24 protein-coding genes and 1 pseudogene are annotated in these 21,994 nt (G+C 51.6%); 16 read left to right on the top strand and 9 right to left on the bottom strand.

Annotated elements, in window-relative coordinates; genetic code table 11:
- Positions 1–688 precede the first annotated feature (688 nt).
- From MMW58_RS29235 to umuD, 3 genes are all read right to left on the bottom strand, one after another.
- On the bottom strand, positions 689–955 hold the full coding sequence (locus tag MMW58_RS29235; RefSeq protein WP_128878525.1) for a hypothetical protein: 267 nt from the start codon (positions 953–955) through the stop codon (positions 689–691).
- 189 nt (positions 956–1,144) lie between these two features.
- Positions 1,145–2,419, bottom strand: a complete 1,275-nt coding sequence (locus MMW58_RS29230; protein ID WP_241723801.1) for a Y-family DNA polymerase — start codon at positions 2,417–2,419, stop codon at positions 1,145–1,147.
- Positions 2,419–2,868, bottom strand: a complete 450-nt coding sequence (umuD, locus tag MMW58_RS29225) for a translesion error-prone DNA polymerase V autoproteolytic subunit (RefSeq protein ID WP_064360957.1) — start codon at positions 2,866–2,868, stop codon at positions 2,419–2,421. The genes MMW58_RS29230 and umuD overlap by 1 nt, the downstream gene beginning before the upstream one ends.
- A 184-nt stretch (positions 2,869–3,052) precedes the next feature.
- Between umuD and MMW58_RS29220 the strand changes: the two genes are divergently transcribed.
- The 9 genes from MMW58_RS29220 to MMW58_RS29180 all read left to right on the top strand — a co-directional run bounded on the left by MMW58_RS29220 (position 3,053) and on the right by MMW58_RS29180 (position 7,920).
- The gene (locus MMW58_RS29220) at positions 3,053–3,283 is read left to right on the top strand and encodes a hypothetical protein (protein ID WP_064360969.1); all 231 of its coding nucleotides are present in this window, start codon (positions 3,053–3,055) and stop codon (positions 3,281–3,283) included.
- A gap of 555 nt (positions 3,284–3,838) precedes the next feature.
- Positions 3,839–4,519 (top strand): DNA methylase, encoded by a 681-nt coding sequence (locus MMW58_RS29215; RefSeq protein WP_064375853.1) that lies wholly within the window; start codon positions 3,839–3,841, stop codon positions 4,517–4,519.
- The gene (locus MMW58_RS29210) at positions 4,519–4,740 is read left to right on the top strand and encodes a hypothetical protein (protein WP_241723800.1); all 222 of its coding nucleotides are present in this window, start codon (positions 4,519–4,521) and stop codon (positions 4,738–4,740) included. Before MMW58_RS29215 ends, MMW58_RS29210 begins: the two co-directional genes overlap by 1 nt.
- A 44-nt stretch (positions 4,741–4,784) precedes the next feature.
- Positions 4,785–5,204 carry a DUF1380 family protein gene (locus MMW58_RS29205; protein ID WP_241723799.1) on the top strand — a complete coding sequence of 140 codons (420 nt, stop codon included), beginning with the start codon at positions 4,785–4,787 and terminating at the stop codon, positions 5,202–5,204.
- A gap of 53 nt (positions 5,205–5,257) precedes the next feature.
- On the top strand, positions 5,258–6,040 hold the full coding sequence (locus tag MMW58_RS29200) for a hypothetical protein (protein ID WP_110277162.1): 783 nt from the start codon (positions 5,258–5,260) through the stop codon (positions 6,038–6,040).
- A 434-nt stretch (positions 6,041–6,474) separates the two neighbouring features.
- Positions 6,475–6,900, top strand: coding sequence for an antirestriction protein (locus MMW58_RS29195; protein WP_241723798.1), 426 nt, complete (start codon positions 6,475–6,477; stop codon positions 6,898–6,900).
- 77 nt (positions 6,901–6,977) lie between these two features.
- Positions 6,978–7,169, top strand: a complete 192-nt coding sequence (locus MMW58_RS29190) for a hypothetical protein (protein WP_064360958.1) — start codon at positions 6,978–6,980, stop codon at positions 7,167–7,169.
- Between the two features lie 159 nt (positions 7,170–7,328).
- Complete coding sequence (locus tag MMW58_RS29185) at positions 7,329–7,574, top strand: DNA polymerase III subunit theta (protein WP_241723797.1); 246 nt, start codon at positions 7,329–7,331, stop codon at positions 7,572–7,574.
- Positions 7,575–7,602: 28 nt separating this feature from the next.
- Complete coding sequence (locus MMW58_RS29180) at positions 7,603–7,920, top strand: hypothetical protein (RefSeq protein WP_064349935.1); 318 nt, start codon at positions 7,603–7,605, stop codon at positions 7,918–7,920.
- A gap of 142 nt (positions 7,921–8,062) precedes the next feature.
- On the opposite strand, the gene arsC is transcribed toward MMW58_RS29180, so the two are convergent.
- Genes arsC through MMW58_RS29165 form a run of 3 tightly spaced genes read right to left on the bottom strand, consistent with a single transcriptional unit; the run spans position 8,063 to position 10,156 of the window.
- Positions 8,063–8,488, bottom strand: coding sequence for a glutaredoxin-dependent arsenate reductase (gene arsC / locus MMW58_RS29175; RefSeq protein WP_064349936.1), 426 nt, complete (start codon positions 8,486–8,488; stop codon positions 8,063–8,065).
- A 12-nt stretch (positions 8,489–8,500) separates the two neighbouring features.
- Positions 8,501–9,790: an arsenic transporter gene (locus MMW58_RS29170; RefSeq protein ID WP_241723796.1), complete on the bottom strand. Its 1,290-nt coding sequence runs from the start codon at positions 9,788–9,790 to the stop codon at positions 8,501–8,503.
- Between the two features lie 45 nt (positions 9,791–9,835).
- Entirely contained in the window at positions 9,836–10,156 is a 321-nt protein-coding gene (locus tag MMW58_RS29165; protein WP_064407404.1) for a transcriptional regulator, read from the bottom strand.
- A gap of 86 nt (positions 10,157–10,242) precedes the next feature.
- Here MMW58_RS29165 and arsH point away from each other — a divergent pair, with 86 nt between their 5' ends.
- On the top strand, positions 10,243–10,941 hold the full coding sequence (arsH, locus tag MMW58_RS29160) for an arsenical resistance protein ArsH (RefSeq protein WP_128878523.1): 699 nt from the start codon (positions 10,243–10,245) through the stop codon (positions 10,939–10,941).
- Between the two features lie 823 nt (positions 10,942–11,764).
- On the opposite strand, the gene MMW58_RS29155 is transcribed toward arsH, so the two are convergent.
- Positions 11,765–13,036 (bottom strand): glycerate kinase type-2 family protein, encoded by a 1,272-nt coding sequence (locus MMW58_RS29155; RefSeq protein ID WP_064407409.1) that lies wholly within the window; start codon positions 13,034–13,036, stop codon positions 11,765–11,767.
- Between the two features lie 16 nt (positions 13,037–13,052).
- Positions 13,053–14,120 (bottom strand): tartrate dehydrogenase, encoded by a 1,068-nt coding sequence (locus MMW58_RS29150; RefSeq protein WP_064407402.1) that lies wholly within the window; start codon positions 14,118–14,120, stop codon positions 13,053–13,055.
- 222 nt (positions 14,121–14,342) lie between these two features.
- Here MMW58_RS29150 and MMW58_RS29145 point away from each other — a divergent pair, with 222 nt between their 5' ends.
- From MMW58_RS29145 to MMW58_RS29120, 6 genes are all read left to right on the top strand, one after another.
- Positions 14,343–15,257: a LysR family transcriptional regulator gene (locus MMW58_RS29145; protein ID WP_064407408.1), complete on the top strand. Its 915-nt coding sequence runs from the start codon at positions 14,343–14,345 to the stop codon at positions 15,255–15,257.
- Between the two features lie 416 nt (positions 15,258–15,673).
- Positions 15,674–16,969: an MFS transporter gene (locus tag MMW58_RS29140; RefSeq protein WP_064407401.1), complete on the top strand. Its 1,296-nt coding sequence runs from the start codon at positions 15,674–15,676 to the stop codon at positions 16,967–16,969.
- A 73-nt stretch (positions 16,970–17,042) separates the two neighbouring features.
- Complete coding sequence (gene ttdA / locus MMW58_RS29135; protein WP_064407407.1) at positions 17,043–17,903, top strand: L(+)-tartrate dehydratase subunit alpha; 861 nt, start codon at positions 17,043–17,045, stop codon at positions 17,901–17,903.
- The gene (gene ttdB / locus MMW58_RS29130; RefSeq protein ID WP_064407400.1) at positions 17,900–18,508 is read left to right on the top strand and encodes a L(+)-tartrate dehydratase subunit beta; all 609 of its coding nucleotides are present in this window, start codon (positions 17,900–17,902) and stop codon (positions 18,506–18,508) included. The genes ttdA and ttdB overlap by 4 nt, the downstream gene beginning before the upstream one ends.
- 35 nt (positions 18,509–18,543) lie before the next feature.
- The gene (locus MMW58_RS29125; RefSeq protein ID WP_128878521.1) at positions 18,544–19,404 is read left to right on the top strand and encodes a fumarylacetoacetate hydrolase family protein; all 861 of its coding nucleotides are present in this window, start codon (positions 18,544–18,546) and stop codon (positions 19,402–19,404) included.
- 65 nt (positions 19,405–19,469) lie between these two features.
- Positions 19,470–21,164, top strand: a complete 1,695-nt coding sequence (locus tag MMW58_RS29120; RefSeq protein ID WP_241723795.1) for an NAD-dependent malic enzyme — start codon at positions 19,470–19,472, stop codon at positions 21,162–21,164.
- 523 nt (positions 21,165–21,687) lie between these two features.
- Here MMW58_RS29120 and MMW58_RS29115 read toward each other — a convergent pair.
- Positions 21,688–21,799 (bottom strand): annotated as a pseudogene (locus tag MMW58_RS29115) (hypothetical protein); the annotation flags it as partial.
- Positions 21,800–21,994 lie beyond the last annotated feature (195 nt).

Genomic DNA, 21,994 nt, shown 5'->3' with positions numbered 1-21,994 from the left:
GCTGGGACCGTGGTCCCACTTAGTTAATGCACCGAGCGGCGGTCAGCCAGCTGGGACCGTGGCCCACTTAGTTAATGCACCCATCGGCGGTCAGCCAGCTGGGATCGCGGTCCCACCTAGTCAATGCATCCACCGTCGGTCAGCCTGCTGGGACCGTGGTCCCACATAATCAATGCTGCTACCGTTGTTCTGCCTGCTGGTACCGTGGTCCCATTTAATCAATGATCCCACTGCCAGTCGGTCAGCTCGGACCGTGGTCCTACATAATCAATGTTCCTACCGTCGGCCAGCCTGCTGGGACCGTGGTCCCATTTGAACATAATGCTGCTCACATTACCCTGCCGGCCTACACTCACCGTCAAATAAACGAAGGATATGGAAGCACTCCGCATCTGCAGGCCGGCAGTGAGTGAAAAGATATTGCTCGGCAGGAAACAAATAATTTCCTCGGCGGCTATCCCTCCAGGCCGATCGGTCTCAGGAGTATCTGGCCCGTTACGTACAGTATTTCAGAGCTACGGGTTAGGAAAGGGGCTACGATGGCATGACCGACACAGTATATGCCAACCATCTAATAGGCAGAGGTAGCTATATTGATTATCCGTAAAAACGGAGGATAAAACCGGGAGAGGGCTGTATAACTGATCGCAATTACCTGAGTATCCATCATGAAGAAGCTATGACGTTTTCAATCTGAGGAGGGAAACTTAGCTTTTCTGCGTTGCAGCTCTGATTTGAACGCCTCAAGCTGACATGTGTTGATTTTTATCCACTCATGGCTGGTCATACCGCCTCGAGAATAAACCCGCACTCGCCATTCAGGATTTTCCCAGTTGGCAACACGCTGCACGTCTCCGATGCCGAAGTAGGAGAGTGGGTATATTCGAATATACTTATCCCATAGAATATAGATCACAGGTATGGAGATGATGGCCAGAGTTACCAAAGTTATCATTTGCATTCCTTTAATTTGCAAGAGTTATTGATAAAAGAGTGATACCCGGTTTTTTAAACGATAAGTTATTTTTCTTCTCATGGAAAGCTGGATGAGCTGTCCATAGCTCATCGATGAATAACTTTTCCTGTTTTGCATTTTCCCATCCTGGTGGCCATGCAAGCCAGACCCGGGCTGAGCCATGCCGGGTTAAAACCTGGCAACCGGTAACTCTTTCCAGCGGGTTGTATATGCCGGCGACAACATCTCCCGCTTCATCTGCCACTCAGGAGCAATACCTCTGCCGGCAAACCAGATCTTACCAAGCCCTGAGTGATTAATGCCATCGAGGACTTTCATCAGTTCATCACTGTGCGGCCGCGGCTGTATCTCATCGAACAGGTTCAGCTGAGAGACTCCGTTTGGACTGAAATCGTTCAGCATGACGCCGGCTTTTGCGTAGCGATGGCCAGGTACCCAGATCCTGTCCAGCGCGTTAACTGCAGCAGCGATAATGTCCCGGGTGTCGCGCGTTGGCGTACTCAGTTTTTCCGTCGAGATATTTCCGTAGTACGGCTCTTTGACGGCAAACGGCGAGGTTTTGATGAATGCGGAAATGTGCCGGCAGTACTGACGCTCACCGCGCAGTTTTTCAGCTGCCCGCTCGGCGTACTGACATATGGCCCGGCGGAGCTCATCATAGGTGGTGATCCGCTGCCCGAAGCTGCGACTGCAGACGATCTGCTGTTTGGGCGGCGGTGCTTCCTCCAGCGAAATGCAGCTCTCTCCGTTCAGCTCCCGGACCGTTCGCTCGAGTACCACGTTAAAGTTTTTCCGGATGAACGTCGGGTTAGTCAGGGACAGCTGCAGCGCCGTGGTGATCCCCATCACCTTCAGTTTCTTCGCTATCCGGTTTCCAACACCCCATATTTCTTCAACCGGCTGCAGGGATAGCAGCTTTGCCGTTCGCCGCGGATTGGCCGGAGTCAGCGCCAGCACGCCGCGGAATTGCGGCCACTCTTTTGATGCCCACTGCGCCGACTTCGCCAGCGTTTTTGTGGCGCCGATACCGACTCCGATCGTCAGACCGGTGCCATTGCGAACGTGCTCACGCAGCTGCGTGCCGAAGGCTTCCAGGTCCATAGAGTGGCTGATACCGTTGACGTCCAGGAAGCATTCGTCGATGGAGTACTGCTCAACGCGGGGAGATAACTCTTCCAGCAGCGCAACCACGCGGTTACTGAGGCTCGCATAAAGCTCATAATTACTGGAGAACACGTACAGCTTCTCAGGGAACTGTGTGGCCTTAAGCTGGAACCACGGGGTGCCCATCTTGATGCCCAGTCGGCGTTTGGCTTCCGCGCTTCGGGCGATTACACAGCCATCGTTATTACTAAGGCAAACCACTGGTTTTCCTCGCAAATCAGGGCGAAACACCTTCTCGCAGCTGGCATAGAACGAATTCACGTCGGCCAGGGCGTACATCAGTCCGTATCCCGTGTTTTATGAATAAACGCGGTCACCACGCCAAATATCTGCAGCGTTTCCGGGTCCGGGTACAGGTTAGGATAAGCCGGGTTCATCGCCTGCAGGGCAGGGCGGGGGGTCAGCAGAAGCCGCTTGACGGTAAACTCCCCTTCAATCTCGGCAATAACGATATCGCCATGCCGGGGTTTTTCCGCTTTATCGACGACCATCAGATCGCCGGAATACAGACCGATGTCCGTCATCGAGTTTCCGATGGCCCTGACGAAATAGGTCGAGTGGCGCCGGCGAATACAATACTCGTTGAGGTCCAGTTCTGATTCGGTGTAATCGGCTGCAGGGGAGGGGAAGCCTGCCGCGCATCGTTCAGTGAAAAGCGGAAGAGTAAGTATTCCGGGGTTGAGTGCTGCAGATGTGAATTTCACCGTTTTATTCCCTTTACTGTACATATATACAGTAATTATTTTACCGGCTGCTTGTTTTTGCAAGCCTCTTTACGCCTCCCCACGCTAACTCCCTGCTGTGATGGCGAAAAAAAGTGTCATGTAACAAAAACGCATGCCAGGACGGCACTGACCCCGTTATCCTGTAATATACTAATATCAAATGCATTTCATTCCCGAAGAGGTCTTTATGTCACCCGGCTTCAGAAATGTTCTCCGGTTTGCCGGCGTCCCGGTCGACAGCAGTGAACCTGTACGCAGAAAATACGGCAGTCAACTGATTGGCATTGTCACCGTGTGCCTGCTTCCGCTTCTGGTGTTCGACGTCCCGCTGTGGATCTTCGTGTTGTCACAGGTTATCTGGGGGGCGGGGGTTTATATCGGCCTGTCCCTGGTCGGAGACAAGCCCCGGCCACGCTGATATTCTTTTCACTCTGCTCAAAAAAAGAATAGTTAACGCGACGCCTGCCTTATGGCTCTTCTCCGCCAGCTGCCTCCAGGTTATCCACAGAGTTAAACAGACGCTCTGTGGATAGCGGGTTCCCGAAAGTTTCTTCCGCCGTTCACCCGTTCTCCTGTGCGTCCGCTGCCGCACGGTGCCTGTGTGGGCGCCTTTACCTTTCCTGCCCGGTACTTCAGAAAATAATGATGTCGCGCTGCTCCGCATCGATGCCGCGCCTGGCGCGGGAATAGTCACTGCCCGGAGCCAGTGTGCCGCGCCCGGGCGGACACGGGACGGGCGGCTTTTCCGCTCCTGTCCGGCGTTGTTGTGATTTTACGCCATCCACTCGCCTTTTGAGGAGCGCCCTTCAAGCCGCTTTCGCGGCATAGCCTTGCCGTCGGAAAGCCTGACGGCTGCGGTATTCCACGGTCAGCTTGACCCGTTACCGGTCGCGGCGTACAGGCTCCGGGCAGCAGGGAACGGACGTCGTACCGACGTCCTCCTGGGTGCCCCCTGTCACCACGAGGTATCCTTATGTCCCGTTTTATCCTGGGTAACTGTATCGATATTATGGGCGGCTTTCCCGATCGCGCCGTCGATTTCATTCTGACCGATCCCCCGTACCTGGTCGGCTTCCGTGACCGCGCCGGCCGCACCCTTGCCGGGGACAAAACCGACGAGTGGCTCCAGCCTGCCTGCAATCAGATGTATCGCGTACTCAAAAAAGACGCGCTGATGGTCAGTTTTTACGGCTGGAACCGCGTCGATCGTTTTATGGCCGCATGGAAAAGCGCCGGGTTCAGCGTGGTCGGGCATCTGGTGTTCACCAAAACGTACTCGTCCAAATCCGCGTTTGTCGGCTACCGCCATGAATGCGCCTATATCCTGGCGAAAGGGCGCCCGCCGCTGCCGCAGGACCCGCTGCCGGACGTGCTGAGCTGGAAATACAGCGGCAACCGCCACCACCCGACCGAAAAACCCGTTACCAGCCTGCAACCTCTGATCGAGAGCTTCACACACCCGAACGCCATTGTTCTCGATCCGTTTGCCGGCTCAGGCTCCACCTGCGTGGCAGCCCTCCAGTCTGGGCGCCGTTACATCGGCATTGAACTGATGGAGCAGTACCACAAAGCGGGGATTGCCCGCCTGTCAGCGGTACAGCGCGCCATGCAGCGCCCGGCCGCCAACGACGTCTTTTATCCGGAGGCCGCGTAATGAACTACGGCGGACACGAAACCCTGCGCCGCGATATGGCCGGGCTGGCGAACAACCTGTGCGACCTGAAAACCACCCTCACTGTGCTGGAAGAAAAGTATCACTACCGGCATGACGGGCTGCCTGAACGGCTGGCTGGCATGAGTCTGCGGCGTATCAGCGAACTGCTGGACAAGGCATTCAATATCGCCCTGATTCTGGATGAAAGTTTTCAGGACTGACAGCGGGCGGCGGTGCCGCCCCACAGAATCAACGGAGAAAAAATATGTACGGAACCTGTGAAACCCTCTGCCGGTTGCTGAATGAGCACTATCCCGCAGAAACCCCGCTGAACCTGATTGTCTGGTCCCCGGAGGATATCGAAGCGCTGGCCGGCGGGATGGAATGTGTCGTTTCTGAACAGGACATAAAGGCGGTGCTGGAGCGCATGGACGCCATACCGGAAGACCAGCGGCTTGAGTCGGGTGTGTCTGCCGGTGCGGTGATGGGCCTGATCGAGGAAGTGAAAGAGGCCGTTGCGGGAGTCCTGGTGCCGGCTGACCTGCTCGAAACCCTGCTGACGACCGCCGAACAGGCGTTATGGCACAGGGAATGGGCCGCCCGGGATGATAACCATCCGGTGCCGGAAAGCGTGACCCGTCGCCTTTCTGATACGGCGAAAGTGCGCGCATTACTGAAAAACTGAAATCTGCACGCCGCCCGGGCGGCGTGTCATTAACCTGTTTCGAGGACGATACCATGCAGGAAACCACCACACTAAACGCCCTGGTGATGCGCCGCGCGCGTGATCTGATAGCTGATTATGGATGGCCTGACCATACCGATGTTGATCAGCGTGATCCGGTAAACAAACCCGGATGGATAAGCATGTATGTCCGTCTGGATGCGGCAAATATGGTTCATCTGCTTCCTTTGCTTTGTACCGGTGGCGTACCCGCAGAGCTGCAAACTGCCATGACAAAAATAGCCGGGACGCCCGCGCAGATTATTTTATCCGGCAGCCGTTATGCAGACGCACCACAGCTTCCGGAGGACGGGACACAAATATCCTTTCCCTGGGCCGGGGAATGGCTGACGGAGCCGGAAATTCACGCTGTAACCGATTGTCTGTTTCATGCCGTCCGGAATATCTCCCGGCAGGTTCGGGAGGATGCTCGCCGGATAGAGGCCGCGCTGACCACTCGCGGGGAAACGCTGTTTTACCGCCAGACACGAAATTTCCGTCTGGTTGTGAAAGAAAATGATATGCCCTGCTGGCTGGACGAGGATGACGACAATGTACCGGTGGTGCTTGATGCCATCCTCAACAAAGGCGCGCGCTACAGTGCCGTTGAGTTCTTTGTTATCAGCGACAAAGTGGATCAGATCCTGGCGTGTGGGCAGATGTGCGATGTGTTACGTACTCCGGGAGAGCCTCCGCGCCGGTGGATGGATTTAACCCTGCTACATGAGGTCATGGCAGAAGCGCGCGCAGAAATCACCCTTGTCTGCAATGCATTTTCAACAATCCGATCAGTGTAAGGAACCGCCGGGGGGAGGAAAGGGGAGTCCTTCCCTTTTTTGCCTGCCGGCGTAAGAGGACCAGTGCTAAAAGGATGTCCCCGTGCCGGCTCCGCGTTCACCCGGCCCGGTTTCCGGGCCTTATCGGTGAAAACCACTCTCTGATATCACTGTGGCGTATGCGGGCTGTGCCGTGCCTCCATCGTAGCCGGGCTGTCGCGAATGCAAGGGTGCGCTTCGCCGCGGCGGTCACCCGGTCCCTCCTTCCCGTCAGCCGGGTTCTTCCGGTCGTTCGCCCGCTCAGTTTTCACGGACTCACCCTTCAGCTCCCGCCTGCCGTGTGCGTCAGGCTGCGGCTTCCCTTGCGCCCCTGCATTCCCGACTGACCGCCCGTCTGTTATGGAGGCACGGCACCGCCCGGTGTCGCAGTCCATGTGATTACGGAGGTTTTTACCATGCAGTTGAAAACGCGCGCGGTCCTGAATGTTGAAGAGTCCGATCGACTTTCCTTCCTGCCGTACATGTTCGGCAATGATTTTATGATCGCGGAGTTACAGGTGTACGCCCTGGCGAAAAAACTGATGCCGGAGTATGAAGGTTGTTTCTGGTACTTCATTCGGCTGCCGGAAGGCGGTGGCTACATGATGCCGGATTGTGGGCGAGTACATCTGGTTCACACGGAAAACTGGTTCGATCGTGCCGTCAGTGCCGACGCGGCGGGCATTATCCTGACCAGCCTGGCCGTTAACCGTCGTCTGGCGGCCTGGCATGATTGCAATAACCCGGCCCTGACCCACCTTTACATGCTGCGTGATGCCCAGCTCTGGAATCACATTACCTTTCACCCGGAATGCCACGCCATTTACGCCGCGCTGGAATGATTAACGACCTGGATGGCATGTTTTCAGAGACTGCATAATGCACGGCGGGGGAATCCCGCCGGTTAAGGATGATACGGATGAATATTGCGCCAGAATCCCGCGAAATACTGCGACAGTACAAAGCCCTGAACAATGCCCGCCGCCGTGATTCCGGCCAGCGGGAACTGACAACCGCGCAGGTCATGGATGAAATCTGCGAATATATGACCTGTCAGTGTGCCGTGTATCTCGGCGGTCATTTCATCTTACAGGGTGGAAAAGAACAGTAGACTGGATGCCAGGCGTCGGGCAGGAGGGCGCCTGTCAGCCCGCGCGAAAACCCGGGCAGGCCGCGCCTGCGGCGCCGCACTCGCGCTCTCCGTTACCAGGCGACAGGATCGGCGAAAGGGTATACTCTCCGCTAAGTTGTTTCTTACCCGGTAATGCCGATGTCAAAGTGGAATATCGCCTCTTTCTCAAAAGAAGATCAGGACAAAGTCTCCGTCGATAAAGCGGCCGCTGCCGTCGCATGGCAGGAGCGTATGAACAAGCCTGTTGTGCCCGAGCTCGCGGCGCGTGAACAGCCAGAGCATCTCCGTGAACATTTCCAGGAGAGATTGCGTATTCACAGGCTGAACAGCCAGCAGCTGCCGCGCGCAAATGCACCTGAATATCAGAAGCCAGAAGAAGGTTAAGGAGAGTGGGCCAGTGGAGGGAAAAAGTATGCGTATGTCAGTCATGTTTGCTGTCGTTGCTCTGTTTACCGGGATTAACCTTTTGTATAACCCGTTTCAGCCTGTCCCCGCATTATGGGGGGCAACCCTGGCCGTTGCTTTTGTCCTGATAAACGTAGTGGCAGATAAAATGCGTCTCTGGACTGGCGTGGCATGGATTATCGTTGCCGGCATCGTCATGACGATGATGCTGAAGGGGAAAGAACCGGGTAACGAATTAAGAATGGTGATTAACGTTTTTGCTTTCCTGAGTTCAGCCTGGTACAGCGTTGCGCTGTACAGAAAAGAAAAACATTTTCGTTCCTGACGTGCCCGTTTGCGTAATTGTATGTGACCTCACTACCCGTTTGCATTTTACTTGACCTTCGCCAACACAATGCAACCAGGTTGACAGGCAGCTAAGAGCGAAAAGCAGACGCCTGCATGAAGTGAACAGACGCCCGTTAAAATTACTTAACCCGTTTCCCTGTTTCGTCAATGACCTTTTCGCCATCTTCTTTGGTAAAAGCGCTTTTCTGAGCTTCAGGCAGAATATCCAACACAATTTCTGAAGGGCGGCAAAGACGAGTTCCAAGCGGCGTTACTACAACCGGTCGATTAATCAGGATCGGATGCTGAAGCATAAAATCAATCAACTGCTCATCAGAAAATTTGTCTTCATCAAGACCCAACTGCTCATAGGGTTCGACGTTCTTACGCAGCAATGCACGTACTCCAATATCCATATCTGAAATCAGTTTGATAAGTTCATCACGAGTCGGGGGAGTATCGAGATAATAAATAATGGTTGGTTCGTTACCGCTGTTACGGATCATCTCCAGCGTGTTACGTGAGGTCCCACAGGCCGGATTGTGATAGATGGTAATGTTGCTCATATCTGTATCTCATTACAAAGTGACGGAGAGCCGCAACGCCAGCGCGGCCAGAGTGACAAACAGCACGGGCAGAGTCATGATTATGCCGGTGCGGAAGTAATACCCCCAGGTGATGGTCATGTTTTTCTGTGCCAACACATGAAGCCATAACAGGGTTGCCAGACTGCCTATCGGGGTGATTTTAGGACCTAAATCGCAGCCAATCACATTGGCATAAATCATCGCCTCTCTGGCTATGCCGGACGCAGTGCTCCCGTCTATAGACAATGCGCCAATGAGTACCGTCGGCATATTGTTCATCACAGACGACAGGAACGCAGTCAGGAAGCCGGTACCGAACGTAGCGGCCCATAAACCTTTGTCTGCCAGCATATTGAGTACGGCTGAAAGAGACTCAGTCAGTCCAGCGTTACGCAGGCCGTAGACGACCAGATACATACCCAGCGAGAAAATCACTATCTGCCAGGGCGCACCGCGCAGCACTTTCCCGGTATTTATGGCATGACCACGCTTTGCTACCACGAAAAGCACCGCAGCCCCAACTGCTGCTATCGCACTTACAGGGATCCCCAGCGGCTCCAGAACAAAGAAACCGGTCAGCAAGAACAGTAAAATAACCCAGCCCGCCCTGAACGTCGCTGGATCTTTAATCGCGCTGGCAGGCGTTTTGAGCAGTGAAACGTCATATCTGGCCGGAATATCGCGGCGGAAGAAGAGATGGAGCATGGCCAGCGTTGCAGCGATGGCCGCAAGGTTCACAGGGACCATCACGGAGGCGTACTGCGTAAAGCCCAGATCGAAGAAATCCGCCGAGACAATATTCACCAGGTTGGAAACTATCAGCGGCAGGCTGGCGGTATCGGCAATAAATCCCGCAGCCATAACAAAGGCCAGCGTCGTCGCCTGGCTGAACCCCAGTGCGAGCAGCATTGCAATCACAATTGGCGTCAGTATCAGCGCGGCACCGTCGTTAGCAAACAGAGCAGCAACAGCTGCGCCAAGCAGTACTATCCAGGTAAACAGCAGGCGGCCGTGCCCGTTACCCCATCTGGAAACATGCAGCGCGGCCCATTCAAAGAAACCGGACTCATCGAGCAGCAGGCTGATGATGATCACCGCAATGAATGCCGCTGTTGCGTTCCAGACGATGTTCCAGACTACAGGGATATCATGAATGTGGATAACTCCCGTTCCCAGCGCCAACACTGCTCCGATACTTGCACTCCAACCGATGCTTAGACCTCTGGGCTGCCAGATGACCAGGACCAGCGTCAGTATAAATATACTCCCTGCCAAAATCATTTCAGGTTCCTTTGTATATGGTTATGTGTATGTGATTAAAAATTCTCAGCATGATGTACAGGCTGATTTTGACAGCCATTCACCCACATCTTCTCTCATACATTGCCAGGTCGTCGTGATCGTCTCAGCCGCCCACGCTGGCATGTGGGGAGACAGACGGTAGTGAATCCATTTGCCTTCCCGGCGGTCAAGCACTAACTCTGCTTCACGTAGGATAGCCATATGGCGAGATATTTTGGGCTGTGACTCAGTAGTGACCGCACATATATCGCATACGCATAGTTCGCCGGACTCCCGGAGAAGCATGACAATGGCGAGACGTGTTTCATCCGACAGGATTTTAAAAAGCTGAACAGGCTGTAGCATTGATTACTCCGTTCCCTTTAGAATATACATATGGTAAACCATATGCATTAGCTTTGAAATCACCGGAATATCCCGGAGGAGAAATAATGGAACACTTTCCTGCACTGAACGCTGATTGTTTCGATAAAAAGATTGCTGAGCACCTACAGCTCAATGAACCTCCACGCATTCTGATTCTGTATGGCTCGGTAAGAGAGCGTTCGTACAGTCGTTTTGCAGCAGAAGAGGCGGGTCGCCTGCTGACGGCGATGGGGGCGGAAGTCAGGCTGTTTAATCCTTCAGGTTTACCCCTGCCGGATGATGCTCCGGATACACACCCAAAAGTCATAGAGCTGCGCGGACTGGTCAGATGGTGTGATGGTATGGTGTGGAGCTCTCCTGAGCGGCATGGGGCAATGAGTGCGGTGATGAAGGCCCAGATCGACTGGATCCCGTTAAGCGAAGGCGCGGTCCGCCCTTCTCAAGGCAAAACTCTCGCTGTAATGCAGGTATGTGGCGGCTCGCAGTCTTTTAATGCGGTGAACCAGATGCGAATTCTTGGCCGCTGGATGAGGATGTTCACTATTCCTAACCAGTCTTCAGTCGCTAAAGCCTGGCAGGAATTCGATGAAAACGGGCGAATGAAACCTTCGTCCTGGTATGACCGCATTGTCGATGTCGCCGAGGAGTTATTTAAAATCACTCTCCTGCTCAAGGGGCAAAGCAGTTATCTTGCCGATCGCTACAGCGAACGAAAAGAGAGCCATCAGGAACTTTCGTCACGCGTCAATCAGGAGAAAATATAACTTTAGGGAGTTCAAAATGTCCGCTTATGGCACTGAGCGGACTGCCGCACAGAGTAAAATGTCACCTGCTCCCAGAGGGGGGAGGTGCTCATATCATTACCTGTAAGTTGGACGACAGCGTGCAAAGCTGGGCTTTGTGCGCTGTTGTCTGCAGGCAAACCGCAGGTGCGTCGCGGCAGATTCACATCCAATTCAGATAATGATTCTTTTCAAGGAAGCTGATCCACTCATGTTAGCCAGAACTGATTTAGCCCAGTGATGGCCAATATGTTGAATTAATGCAGCCGACTTCAATTTCTGCTTAGAGCGAACATTGCCCGCTATGAGCGATCAGCAGACATTAGCCTAACACTGACATAATCAGTTTGTTGGAAGATATCTAAAAGTGATTGGTTAGGATTACAGGGATACTTAGCTGACGTAGTTAACATCCTGTTGCATTAATAAATAGTGTGCACGTCAGATCATATTGGTAATGTCGATTGGCCACCAAACGAACCAGAAGAAAAGTTTTGGTGATATCGATACTAACAACTCTGATCATTTTCATGTGATGTTTCTCCCAGATTAATGTAGTCAGCAAAAGTATTGCATTGGCTACTTTAGCAAGGGCGTCCACTGCATAACTACACTCTTGAACGGGCAAGAAAATTGGTTAAACCGTCGCTGAAATACAAAACGCCCGATGCAGTTCATCAGGCATTTTACAGGCTGGTAAGTGCCAACCTATATCAGGGCTGGTCATGCCGATTGTGCAGGAATAATTCTATTCCCCGGTTTGAACATTTAGCGGGCTTCGACGAGGTTCACAATTCTGCTTTGCTTAACCAATTAAAATTGCACGTATATCATTAACATTCGTCAATGTTGGCCCCGTTTTAATAAGGTCATTGATTCCTGCGAAGAAAGTGTAGCTGTCGTGTTCAGCCAGCATATTTTTCCCGCTTAGACCTCTTTCAATTGCACGGGCAAGCGTGCTCGGGCTGACAAACGCACCGGCCGCATCCTCTGTTCCGTCGATTCCATCACTATCTCCGGCGAGAGCCCAAATATGTTCTTCACCTGCCAATGCATTCGCAAGGCTCAGCAGGAACTCAGTATTTCGGCCACCCTGCTTCGCAACGCCTGACCCAATTGTGACCGTCGTTTCACCACCGGACAGCAATACCGCAGGTGCCGTTACAGGTTGTCCGTGATATTTAACAGAACGCGCTATTCCAGCCATCACAATGCCCAGTTGCGCACTTTCACCTTCAAGTGCATCGCCGAGAATGATAGGTGTAATCCCCATCCGACGCGCAACTTCAGCTGCGGAATGTAGCGCTTTGGCCGGTGTCGCAATCATCCGCACATCAGTCTCAATGTCCCTTTCACTCACGGCATAGCGTTCTTCTCTCAGCACATGCGCCACAGACTCCGGCAATTCCATGGAATAGCGTCTTAGAATATCTAAAGCCTGCTCATAGGTGCTCTGATCGGGTACCGTTGGTCCAGAGGCAATATACTCAGGCTGGTCGCCTGGAACATCACTGATAACTAAGGTTACAACCTTCGCGGGAAGCGCGGCATATGCCAGCCTTCCCCCTTTAATATCAGACAAATGCTTCCGTACGGTGTTCATTTCCTGAATGGTGGCACCGCTTCGTAATAACGCTTTGTTGACAGCCTGTTTTTCGGACAGCGTAATACCATTACGCGGCAACGCCATCAAAGCAGAGCCACCACCTGAAATTAGGGCGATCACCAAATCATCTGACGTCAGATTTTTTACAGCGTCCAGGATAAGCATCGAAGCCACTTCACTCATCGAATCAGAAACAGGATGTGCGGCTTCTATAATACGAATGTGTTGCGTTGCTACGGCATGCCCATAACGGGTGACAACCACACCAGAAATCGGCACATCTGACCATGCCGATTCCAGTGCTGCTGCCATTGCGCCGGAAGCCTTACCGGCCCCCACCACAATGCATCGCCCCTTGGGTGGTTCTGGCAATGCAGCAGATAAATTCACATGAGGATCGGCACTTCTCACCGCAGCATTGAACATCTCAAGCAATGCACCTCGTGCCTTTTCGTCATTCCACGTTGCCATCTTCATCCTCTGTGCCTCAAGCTTTCATAATGGCAGAGATAACCGCGTCGGTAACATCTTGTGTTGTCGCTTTCCCACCCACGTCCGGCGTTTTAATACCGGCAGCACAAACTTCCTCTACTGCCTGCATCAGACGTTGTGAAGCTTCGTGTTCACCCAGATGATCCAGCATTTGTGCAGCAGTCCAGAAAGTTGCGACCGGGTTGGCAATACCTTTACCGGTGATATCAAATGCAGAACCGTGAATTGGCTCGAACATTGACGGGAAGCGGCGTTCAGGATCGATATTGGCTGTAGGCGCAACACCCAGGCTGCCCGCTAACGCGCCGGCGAGATCGGACAAAATGTCAGCATGCAGATTTGTAGCAACAATGGTATCAAGGGTTTTTGGATGCAATGTCATGCGATGCGTCATGGCATCAACCAACATTTTGTCCCACACCACATCTGGGAACTCTTTCGCCACTTCAGCCGCGATTTCATCCCACATCACCATACCGTGACGCTGAGCATTGGATTTCGTCACAACGGTGAGTAGTTTACGCGGACGTGACTGCGCAAGTTTGAAGGCGTAGCGCATGATGCGGGTAACCCCAACGCGGGTGAAGATTGAGACTTCGGTGCCCACTTCTTCCGGTAATCCGCGATGTGCACGGCCACCAATACCAGAATACTCACCTTCTGAGTTTTCACGAACAATCACCCAGTCGAGATCACCCGGGCCAGCATTACGCAGAGGAGACTCAATACCCGGAAGAATTCTAGTCGGACGGACGTTTGCATACTGATCAAAGCCCTGGCAGATTGGAAGGCGCAAACCCCATAAAGTGATATGGTCCGGAACGTCCGGCGCACCTACGGCACCAAAATAAATCGCATCAAAATTTTTCAGTGTTTCCAGGCCGTTCTCCGGCATCATCACACCATTTTTTTTATAATAATCAGAACCCCAGTCAAAATGCTCAATCTGGAAAGTGACATCGCCCAATTTTTTTTGCAGGGTTTCTAAAACACTTACGCCTGCGGCAATCACTTCAGTACCAATACCATCAGCAGGAATAGCCGCAATTTTGTAGTTACGCATGGTAAGACTCCTAAGTCTGATTATTTTGTGTTTTTTAAAAAAAAAGTTATATTTTGACAAAAAACGTTGTGCCATCCGTCGGTGCTATTATTAAATCTCTGTCACAGTTTCGGTGGATGTCATTAATAACTCATAGAGGACAACTATCATTATCCATAAAAAGTAATTAGTATCAGCAGCATCGGTTTATACAAAAAAATGATATAATCCTTGGGGGAATTTATGGAACTTACACAGCTTCGATGCTTCATTACCGTCGCAGATGAACTGCATTTCGGGCATGCCTCGCAGAAGCTGGAGATGCATCCGTCTGCACTCGGGCGTTATATCAAATTGCTCGAAGCCAGCCTCGGCACAAGGTTGTTGTCTCGTTCCACCCGCAACGTGGCCCTGACCGCTCACGGAGCACTATTTCTTGAAGAAGCACGAGAAATTGTCTCGAGAGCCGATCAACTCCAGCTACGTTTTCAGAAACTTGCCCGGCAGAATTCCGGACGTTTGCGTATTGGTGCCATCGACAGTGCTGCAATCAGTTTAATCCCTCTGCTCCTGCATATATTCCGTGAAAAATGGCCAGACGTTGAAGTTCAAATCATGGAAGACAAAACATCAAAACTGTTGCCCAAGCTGAAATCAGGACGTCTGGATTTAATATTTATTCGTCCACCGGAAAAAATGGATAGCGAACTGGAAAATAAATTCCTGTTTTATGAAGATGTCGTTCTGGCAATATATGAACAACATCCTCTTGCGCAGAAGAATGAAATACATGCTGACGATCTTATTAACATTCCAATGATTGTTCCTGAAAGAAAAATCCGCCCCCACAGCTATGATTTAACTATGGATTTATTTAATGATGTTGATTTTAAGCCACAGTTAATAAAAATTTCTGATGAAAAGCAGACCATTATTAATATGGTTGCCGCCGAATTGGGTGCTGCTATTATGCCGCGCTGGGTCAGTCGTATGTCGGTCCCGAGTGTGAAGTTCATTCCACTGGCGAAAGAATACGTCAGCATAAGAAAAAAATTACCGATTTCTGCTGTCTGGGTTAAGGATTCCCGTGATGAAACTCGCGATAACATGATGGTCATCGTCATGCAGGAACTTGAACGTATCTCGCGGCAATATTAAAAAAGTGCCATCAGGATGGCGCTTTATCATCCTCCACGTGACCTGCCCTTTGACTAACACACCATGATTTTAGTCATCCCTTCATAAGCAACATGAGGACATCACCGTAACTCATGTGTCAATATTTGAAGTACTTCACAGATATAAACGATATCACTGAATTTTATTTGTTAGCTTTCAAGAAGATTTTGGTTAAAAACACGTTACCAATCTCATTTTAATATCCATATTTTTGATCCGTGTTGTATTTTTCAGGGGAAATGGCACTCTACGGGTCAGTATTGCATTTTTTTATATAATCACAGTGGGATGATCCCGTCATTGGCCCAGCGCATATTTGATGCCACACCCTGCAGCTAAATGTAAGTGTGACATGACGCAACTTATTATTAATTAATAATACTGGAAGGTATGCCATGACAAATTCATTAGAACTATCTGCCCTCAAAAAAATAACATGGCGAATAATGCCATATGTAATGCTGGTTTATTTCATTGGTTTTTTTGACAGGATTAATATTGGTTTTGCTGCGATGACGATGAACCAGGAACTTGGTTTTTCAGATGCCGTTTTTGGCCTTGGCGCAGGACTGTTTTTCCTTGGGTATTTCTTAACTGATGTCCCATCTAATATCATTCTGCAAAAAGTTGGACCACGCATCTGGTTAGCAAGAATCCTGTTGAGCTGGTCAGTCATTACGTATTTTATGATGAATGTCGAAACGGCTACGGAATTTTATGTCCTCCGGTTCTTGTTGGGGGTTGCTGAAGCGGGATCCTTCTCAGGGATTATCCTTTATCTCAGCACCTGGTTCCCTATTAAACGTCGCGCACAAATGATTGCCGTATTTATGGCCGCAGCGCCAATATCTGCAGTGTTGGGTTCACCTTTAGCGGGAACTATTTTAACTCTGGATGGCGCATTTGGTTATAAAGGCTGGCAGTTAATGTTCCTGTTCTGCACAGTAGCAGCCGGTGTAGTGGGCATATTCACATTGTTCTATGTGAATGACCGTCCAGAAAAAAATAAATGGCTGACAGAACCAGAAACGAAATGGCTGGTAGATACGCTGGCTGCAGAAAAACAAAACCAAAATACAACTATTAAAACGAGCATCTGGAAAGGGTTGACAGATATTCGTGTGCTGACGCTGGCCGTTGTTTATTTTGGAACATCCGCCGGGTTGTATTCTCTTAATATCTGGTCACCACAATTTATAAAAACCTTTGACCTAAGCATGATGCAAGTTGGATTTGTTAACGCCATTCCACCTGCGTTTGCGGCCGTCGCTATGATTCTGTGGGCCAGACATTCTGATAAAACCAAAGAAAGAACCTGGCATGTTGTTGGCGCCTGTTCCCTGGCGTGTATTGGGTTTGTATTAGCTGGAGTTGCTCACTCATTCCCTCTCGCTATTTTAGCGTTGGTCATGGCAAATATGGGCATCTCTTCATGTAAACCGCCTCTGTGGAGTATTCCATCGCTGTTCCTCACTGGTCCAGCCGCAGCTGCAGGGCTTGGAGCAATAAATGCAATCGGTAATTTGGGTGGGTTTGTTGGCCCAGCCATGATCGGTTGGCTGAAAGAAACAACGGGCGACTTTAGTTACGCGCTGTATTTTATTGCTGGAATGCTGGTTATTTCCGCACTACTAACACTGTCCATTGAATTCAGGCGCCGTAAATTAGAAAAACAAATTGCCTGTTCATAACGTGGTTAATTGAATTTAATAAAGGAGTTTCATTGTGAGTAATCAGAAATCTATATCCCTGTTACAGGATGTTATGGCCCGGTTCACCGGTTATATCGGAAAACGCTTACCGGCTGATGTTATTAAAAAACTGGAAGAGCTGCGCGCTAATGAAGACGCGACACTGGCTAAAGTGGTGTATGACTCCATGGCCGAAAACCAGAAAAGAGCGGATGAGCTGGATCGTCCCTGCTGTCAGGATACGGGCGTCATTCAGTATTTCATTACCACGGGCGCGAATTTCCCTTATCTCGGGCAACTGGAAGAGGTGTTAAGAAACGCCACACTGGAAGCGACCAAAAAGTCACCATTGCGCCATAACGCGGTGGAAACCTTTATCGAAAAAAATACCGGCACCAACACTGGCTCGCGGATCCCGTGGCTCGACTGGGAAATTATTCCCGATGACGACCACTGCACCATCGAGGTGTATATGGCCGGTGGGGGTTGTTCACTACCCGGTGCAGCCAAGGTACTGATGCCAGGCCAGGGATACGAAGGCGTAAACCAGTTTGTGTTTGACGTGATCACCTCTTATGGGGTCAATGCGTGCCCGCCGCTGCTGGTTGGTGTGGGCGTGTCAACATCCGTGGAAACGGCTGCGCGTCTGTCCAAAAAAGCCATTTTACGCCCGGTGGATTCACAGCACCCGAATCCGGATGCGGCAAAAATGGAAAAGTTACTGGAAGATGGGTTGAACAGGGTTGGACTGGGTCCGCAGGGTCTGGGCGGGAATGCGTCAGTGATGGGGGTCAATATTGAGTCCTCGGCTCGCCATCCTTCCACCATCGGTGTCGCCGTGTCGACGGGCTGCTGGGCACACCGTCGTGGCGCAATCCGTTTTGCTGCTGATCTCTCCTATGAAATTCTGTCCCACGAGGGTGTTGTACTATGAAAAAAATCCTGACCACGCCAATCAAAGATGAAGATTTACTGTCACTCAGAACCGGTGATGTGGTGTACCTGACCGGGACATTAGTGACCTGTCGCGACGTTGCTCACCGTCGTCTGATTGAACTGGGACGTGAACTCCCTGTTGACCTGAAAGGGCTGGCGATTTTCCATGCCGGACCTATCGTGGTGGAAAAGGGTGAAAATGAATTTGAAATGATCTCGATTGGCCCGACCACCAGTATGCGCATGGAGAAGTTTGAAAAAGAGTTCATCGAGCAAACTGGCGTGAAACTGATTGTTGGAAAAGGCGGTATGGGACCGAATACCGAGGAAGGATGTCGCCGCTTTAAAGCCGTGCATGCCATCTTCCCTGGCGGCTGTGGGGTTCTGGCGGCAACCTGTGTCGAAAAAATAGAAGATGCCCAATGGCGTGATCTGGGGATGCCAGAAACCTTATGGGTCACCCGGGTAAAAGAGTTCGGGCCGCTGATTATTTCCATTGATACCGAGGGGAATAATTTGATTGAAGAGAATAAGAAAGTCTACAACGCCCGAAAAGTTTCTATTATCGAAGAAATAAATCAGCAGATTAAATTCATCAAATGATCATGGCAGCAAACGTGTTGTTACAGGAATAAATTATGAAGTTATTAAGTTTCATCAATCCGCGTTCCGGTAAAAAAACCTGGGGACATGTTGAAGGCGACCAGGTTTATGATTTTAGCAAACGCCTGTCTGCCTATTTCCCTGATTTGAAATCAGCAATTGCCGGTAATGCACTGAATGAACTGACACATATGAAAAAAGGGGAACCGGATTTCCATCTGAGTGAAATTCGTTTTCTTCCGGTGATTGAAAACCCGAGCAAGATATTCTGTGTCGGCATGAATTACATGGAAAAGCGCGTTGAGTTTGAGCAGACCATTGATGCACCAACGTTGTTTATTCGTTTCCCTGATTCACTCTGTGCCCATGGTGAAGCGCTCTATAAACCCGAAAGCAGTAATGAATTTGATTATGAAGGTGAGCTGGCCGTGGTGATTGGCAAGCGTACCGACAACGTCACACGGGAAGAGGCTTTGCAGCACGTTGCCGGTTACAGCTGTTTTATGGATGGCTCGGTTCGCGACATGCAATATTCCTGGTTCACGTCCGGTAAAAACTGGCGCAACACGGGTGCGTTTGGTCCGTGGATGGTGACGAGTGATGAAATTACCGATCCGCAGGATTTGGAAATTGGTACCTGGCTGAACGGAAATCGTGTGCAGAATGATTCTACTCACAGCATGGTAAATACTGTTGCTAAATTAATTGAATATATTTCCCGCTTTAGTCCGCTGGAAGCCGGTGATGTCATTATCACGGGTTCACCTGGTGGGGTTGGGAAAAAACGCACCCCGCCATTATTTATGAAAGAAGGCGATTTGATTGAAGTGGAAATTGGAAGAATAGGCCGTCTGGTAAACCGGGTTTCTGCTCACTCAGTGATCGGTCATTATTAAAATATAAAGCGCCGCTGCGGTGGCGCTTATTTTAATGCTGCTGAAAACAATCAAGGTACAATCCTATGCTAGAAGAAAACAATCAGCAACGTCCTCTCTATATTCCCCACGCCGGACCTGTTTTGCTGGAAATTCCGTTGCTCAACAAAGGCAGTGCCTTCACCAGTGAGGAGCGCAGCAGCTTCAACCTTAAAGGTCTTCTGCCCCAGAATATCGAATCCATTGAAGAGCAGGTCGAGCGCGCCTACCGTCAGTTCAGGGTCTTTGGTAACGACCTGAACAAACATATCTACCTGCGCAACATCCAGGATACTAACGAGACTCTGTTTTACCGATTAATAAACAGCCACCTGACTGAGATGATGCCGATTATTTATACTCCGACGGTGGGTAAGGCCTGTGATGAGTTCTCCAATATTTACCGCCGAGCCCGCGGTCTGTTTATCTCCTATCCGGACAAGGATCGGATTGATGACATGCTGCAAAATGCCACCAAGCAGAACGTCAAGGTTATCGTGCTCACCGATGGCGAGCGGATCTTGGGTCTGGGTGACCAGGGGATCGGTGGTATGGGTATTCCCATTGGCAAACTGTCACTCTACACCGCCTGTGGCGGTATCTCGCCAGCCTACTGTCTGCCGGTGGTGCTGGACGTGGGCACCAACAACCAGCAGTTGCTCGATGATCCCTTCTACATGGGGTGGCGCCATCCGCGCATCAGTGGCGAACAGTATGATGAGTTTGTCGATGCCTTCATCCAGGTCGCCAAACGCCGCTGGCCTAATATCCTGTTGCAGTTCGAAGACTTTGCCCAGGGTAATGCGATGCCGCTGCTCAATCGCTACAAAGACGAGCTGTGCTGTTTCAACGATGATATTCAGGGCACTGCCGCGGTAGCGTTAGGTAGCCTGCTTGCCGCCTGCAAAGCCTCCGGAACCCGGATTTCCGAAAAGCGCGTCGCCTTCCTTGGCGCGGGCAGTGCGGGTTGTGGCATCGCCGAACAGATAGTGGCACAGATGAAAGCGGAAGGGTTGACGGATGCACAGGCGCGTAGCCGGGTCTTCATGGTCGACAGATGCGGCCTCATCACCGACAAGCACCCGAACCAGCTCGACTTCCAGCGCAAACTCTCTCAGCCGCTGGAGCGGATCAGAGAATGGCCGGTGGAGGGCAACATCTCTCTGCTGGAGGTGATGGAGCATGGTCGCCCGGATATCCTGATCGGCGTCTCTGGCCAGCCGGGATTATTTAGCGAAGAGGTGGTGAAGACTATGCACAAGCACTGTGCCCGGCCTATCATCTTCCCGCTCTCTAACCCCACCTCGCGGGTGGAAGCGACTCCTGCGGATCTCATTCGCTGGACTGATGGCCAGGTGTTGGTGGCGACCGGCAGCCCGTTTGCACCGGTGGAATACAAGGGCAAGCGCTATGTCATCGCCCAGTGCAACAACTCTTACATTTTCCCGGGGATAGGGCTGGGCGTCATCGCCTCTGGTGCCAGACGGGTAACCGATGCCATGCTGATGTCAGCCAGTCGAGCCCTGGCGGAGTGCTCACCGCTGGTTAACGGGGAAGACGGCGCGCTGTTGCCGGATCTGGCAGGGATCCATCAGGTTTCTCGCCATATCGCCAGAATGGTGGCCAAGTGCGCCATGTCGCAGGGTCTGGCAGCAAAGCTCTCAGATGAAGTGCTCAACAAATCCATTGAGGCGAACTTCTGGCAACCGGAATACCGACACTATCGTCGCACTTCGTTCTAAGGTGTAGCACTGCGACATAACGTAAAAAGTGGAGTGGCCTAAAGATGCCTAACACCTCATCAGAAATATGATGTCTGCAACTGATGAGGTGGATGTGCACAGAATGGGGAACCTTTTCCCGGGTATCAGGTTGTTCCAGAAGTTAGTTGAGCACCGTCGCCATTTTCTGAATGCCAAAGAAGGCCCCGCTGTTGCATACACAGTGGAGCTGATCTGCTCCCCATTTAACGTACCGTGTTGTTAGCCATGTCCGCTTTTGGCACACAGCTGCCGGTCACGCAATGCCATGACTCCCCCTCAGCATCAGTGGCGATTTTTTGTTGGCGATGGACAAATAAAATGCAAACGGGTGGTCAAGTGAATGCAAATACCCACCCGTTTTCGCAACGGGCGTCCGGGCGGGCTGTCATGCTTCGCACAGAGCCAGCTGCGCTGTCTCTGCCCGGCCCCTCCGGGGCAGCGGGTTTCCATCCCATGACGCAACATCAACGGCGGCTTACAGCCTCCGTGCCGGAGGCGTCGCCCTGTCGCGCCGTAGCCTGCGCTCCCTGCACCCCGGCGAAAACCAACGGCCGCCGGGCTGTAAGGGGCACCGCCGTTTCGCGTGCCGCGCTCCGACGTTGCGGCGGGTCCCTGCTCTGTTCCGCTCCTGGTGCATCACCCCTTTAAGCACCTTTCGCCTGGGCTGATACAACCACAACCCGCTTGGCTGTCCAGGGACGGCGTGGCCTTTCGCAATAAATTTTTCCCGGCCATTTCGCTTCGCGCCATTAGACCGAAAAAAATTTCCCGCTCCCCCCCGGACATCTGCACCGGGCCGTGCTCGTTGA

The organism is Klebsiella sp. HC6 (assembly GCF_022605325.1).
GTDB lineage: Bacteria > Pseudomonadota > Gammaproteobacteria > Enterobacterales > Enterobacteriaceae > Klebsiella > Klebsiella terrigena.
The sequence above is the reverse complement of the archived record's forward strand: the minus strand, read 5'-3'. Positions and strand labels throughout refer to the sequence as shown.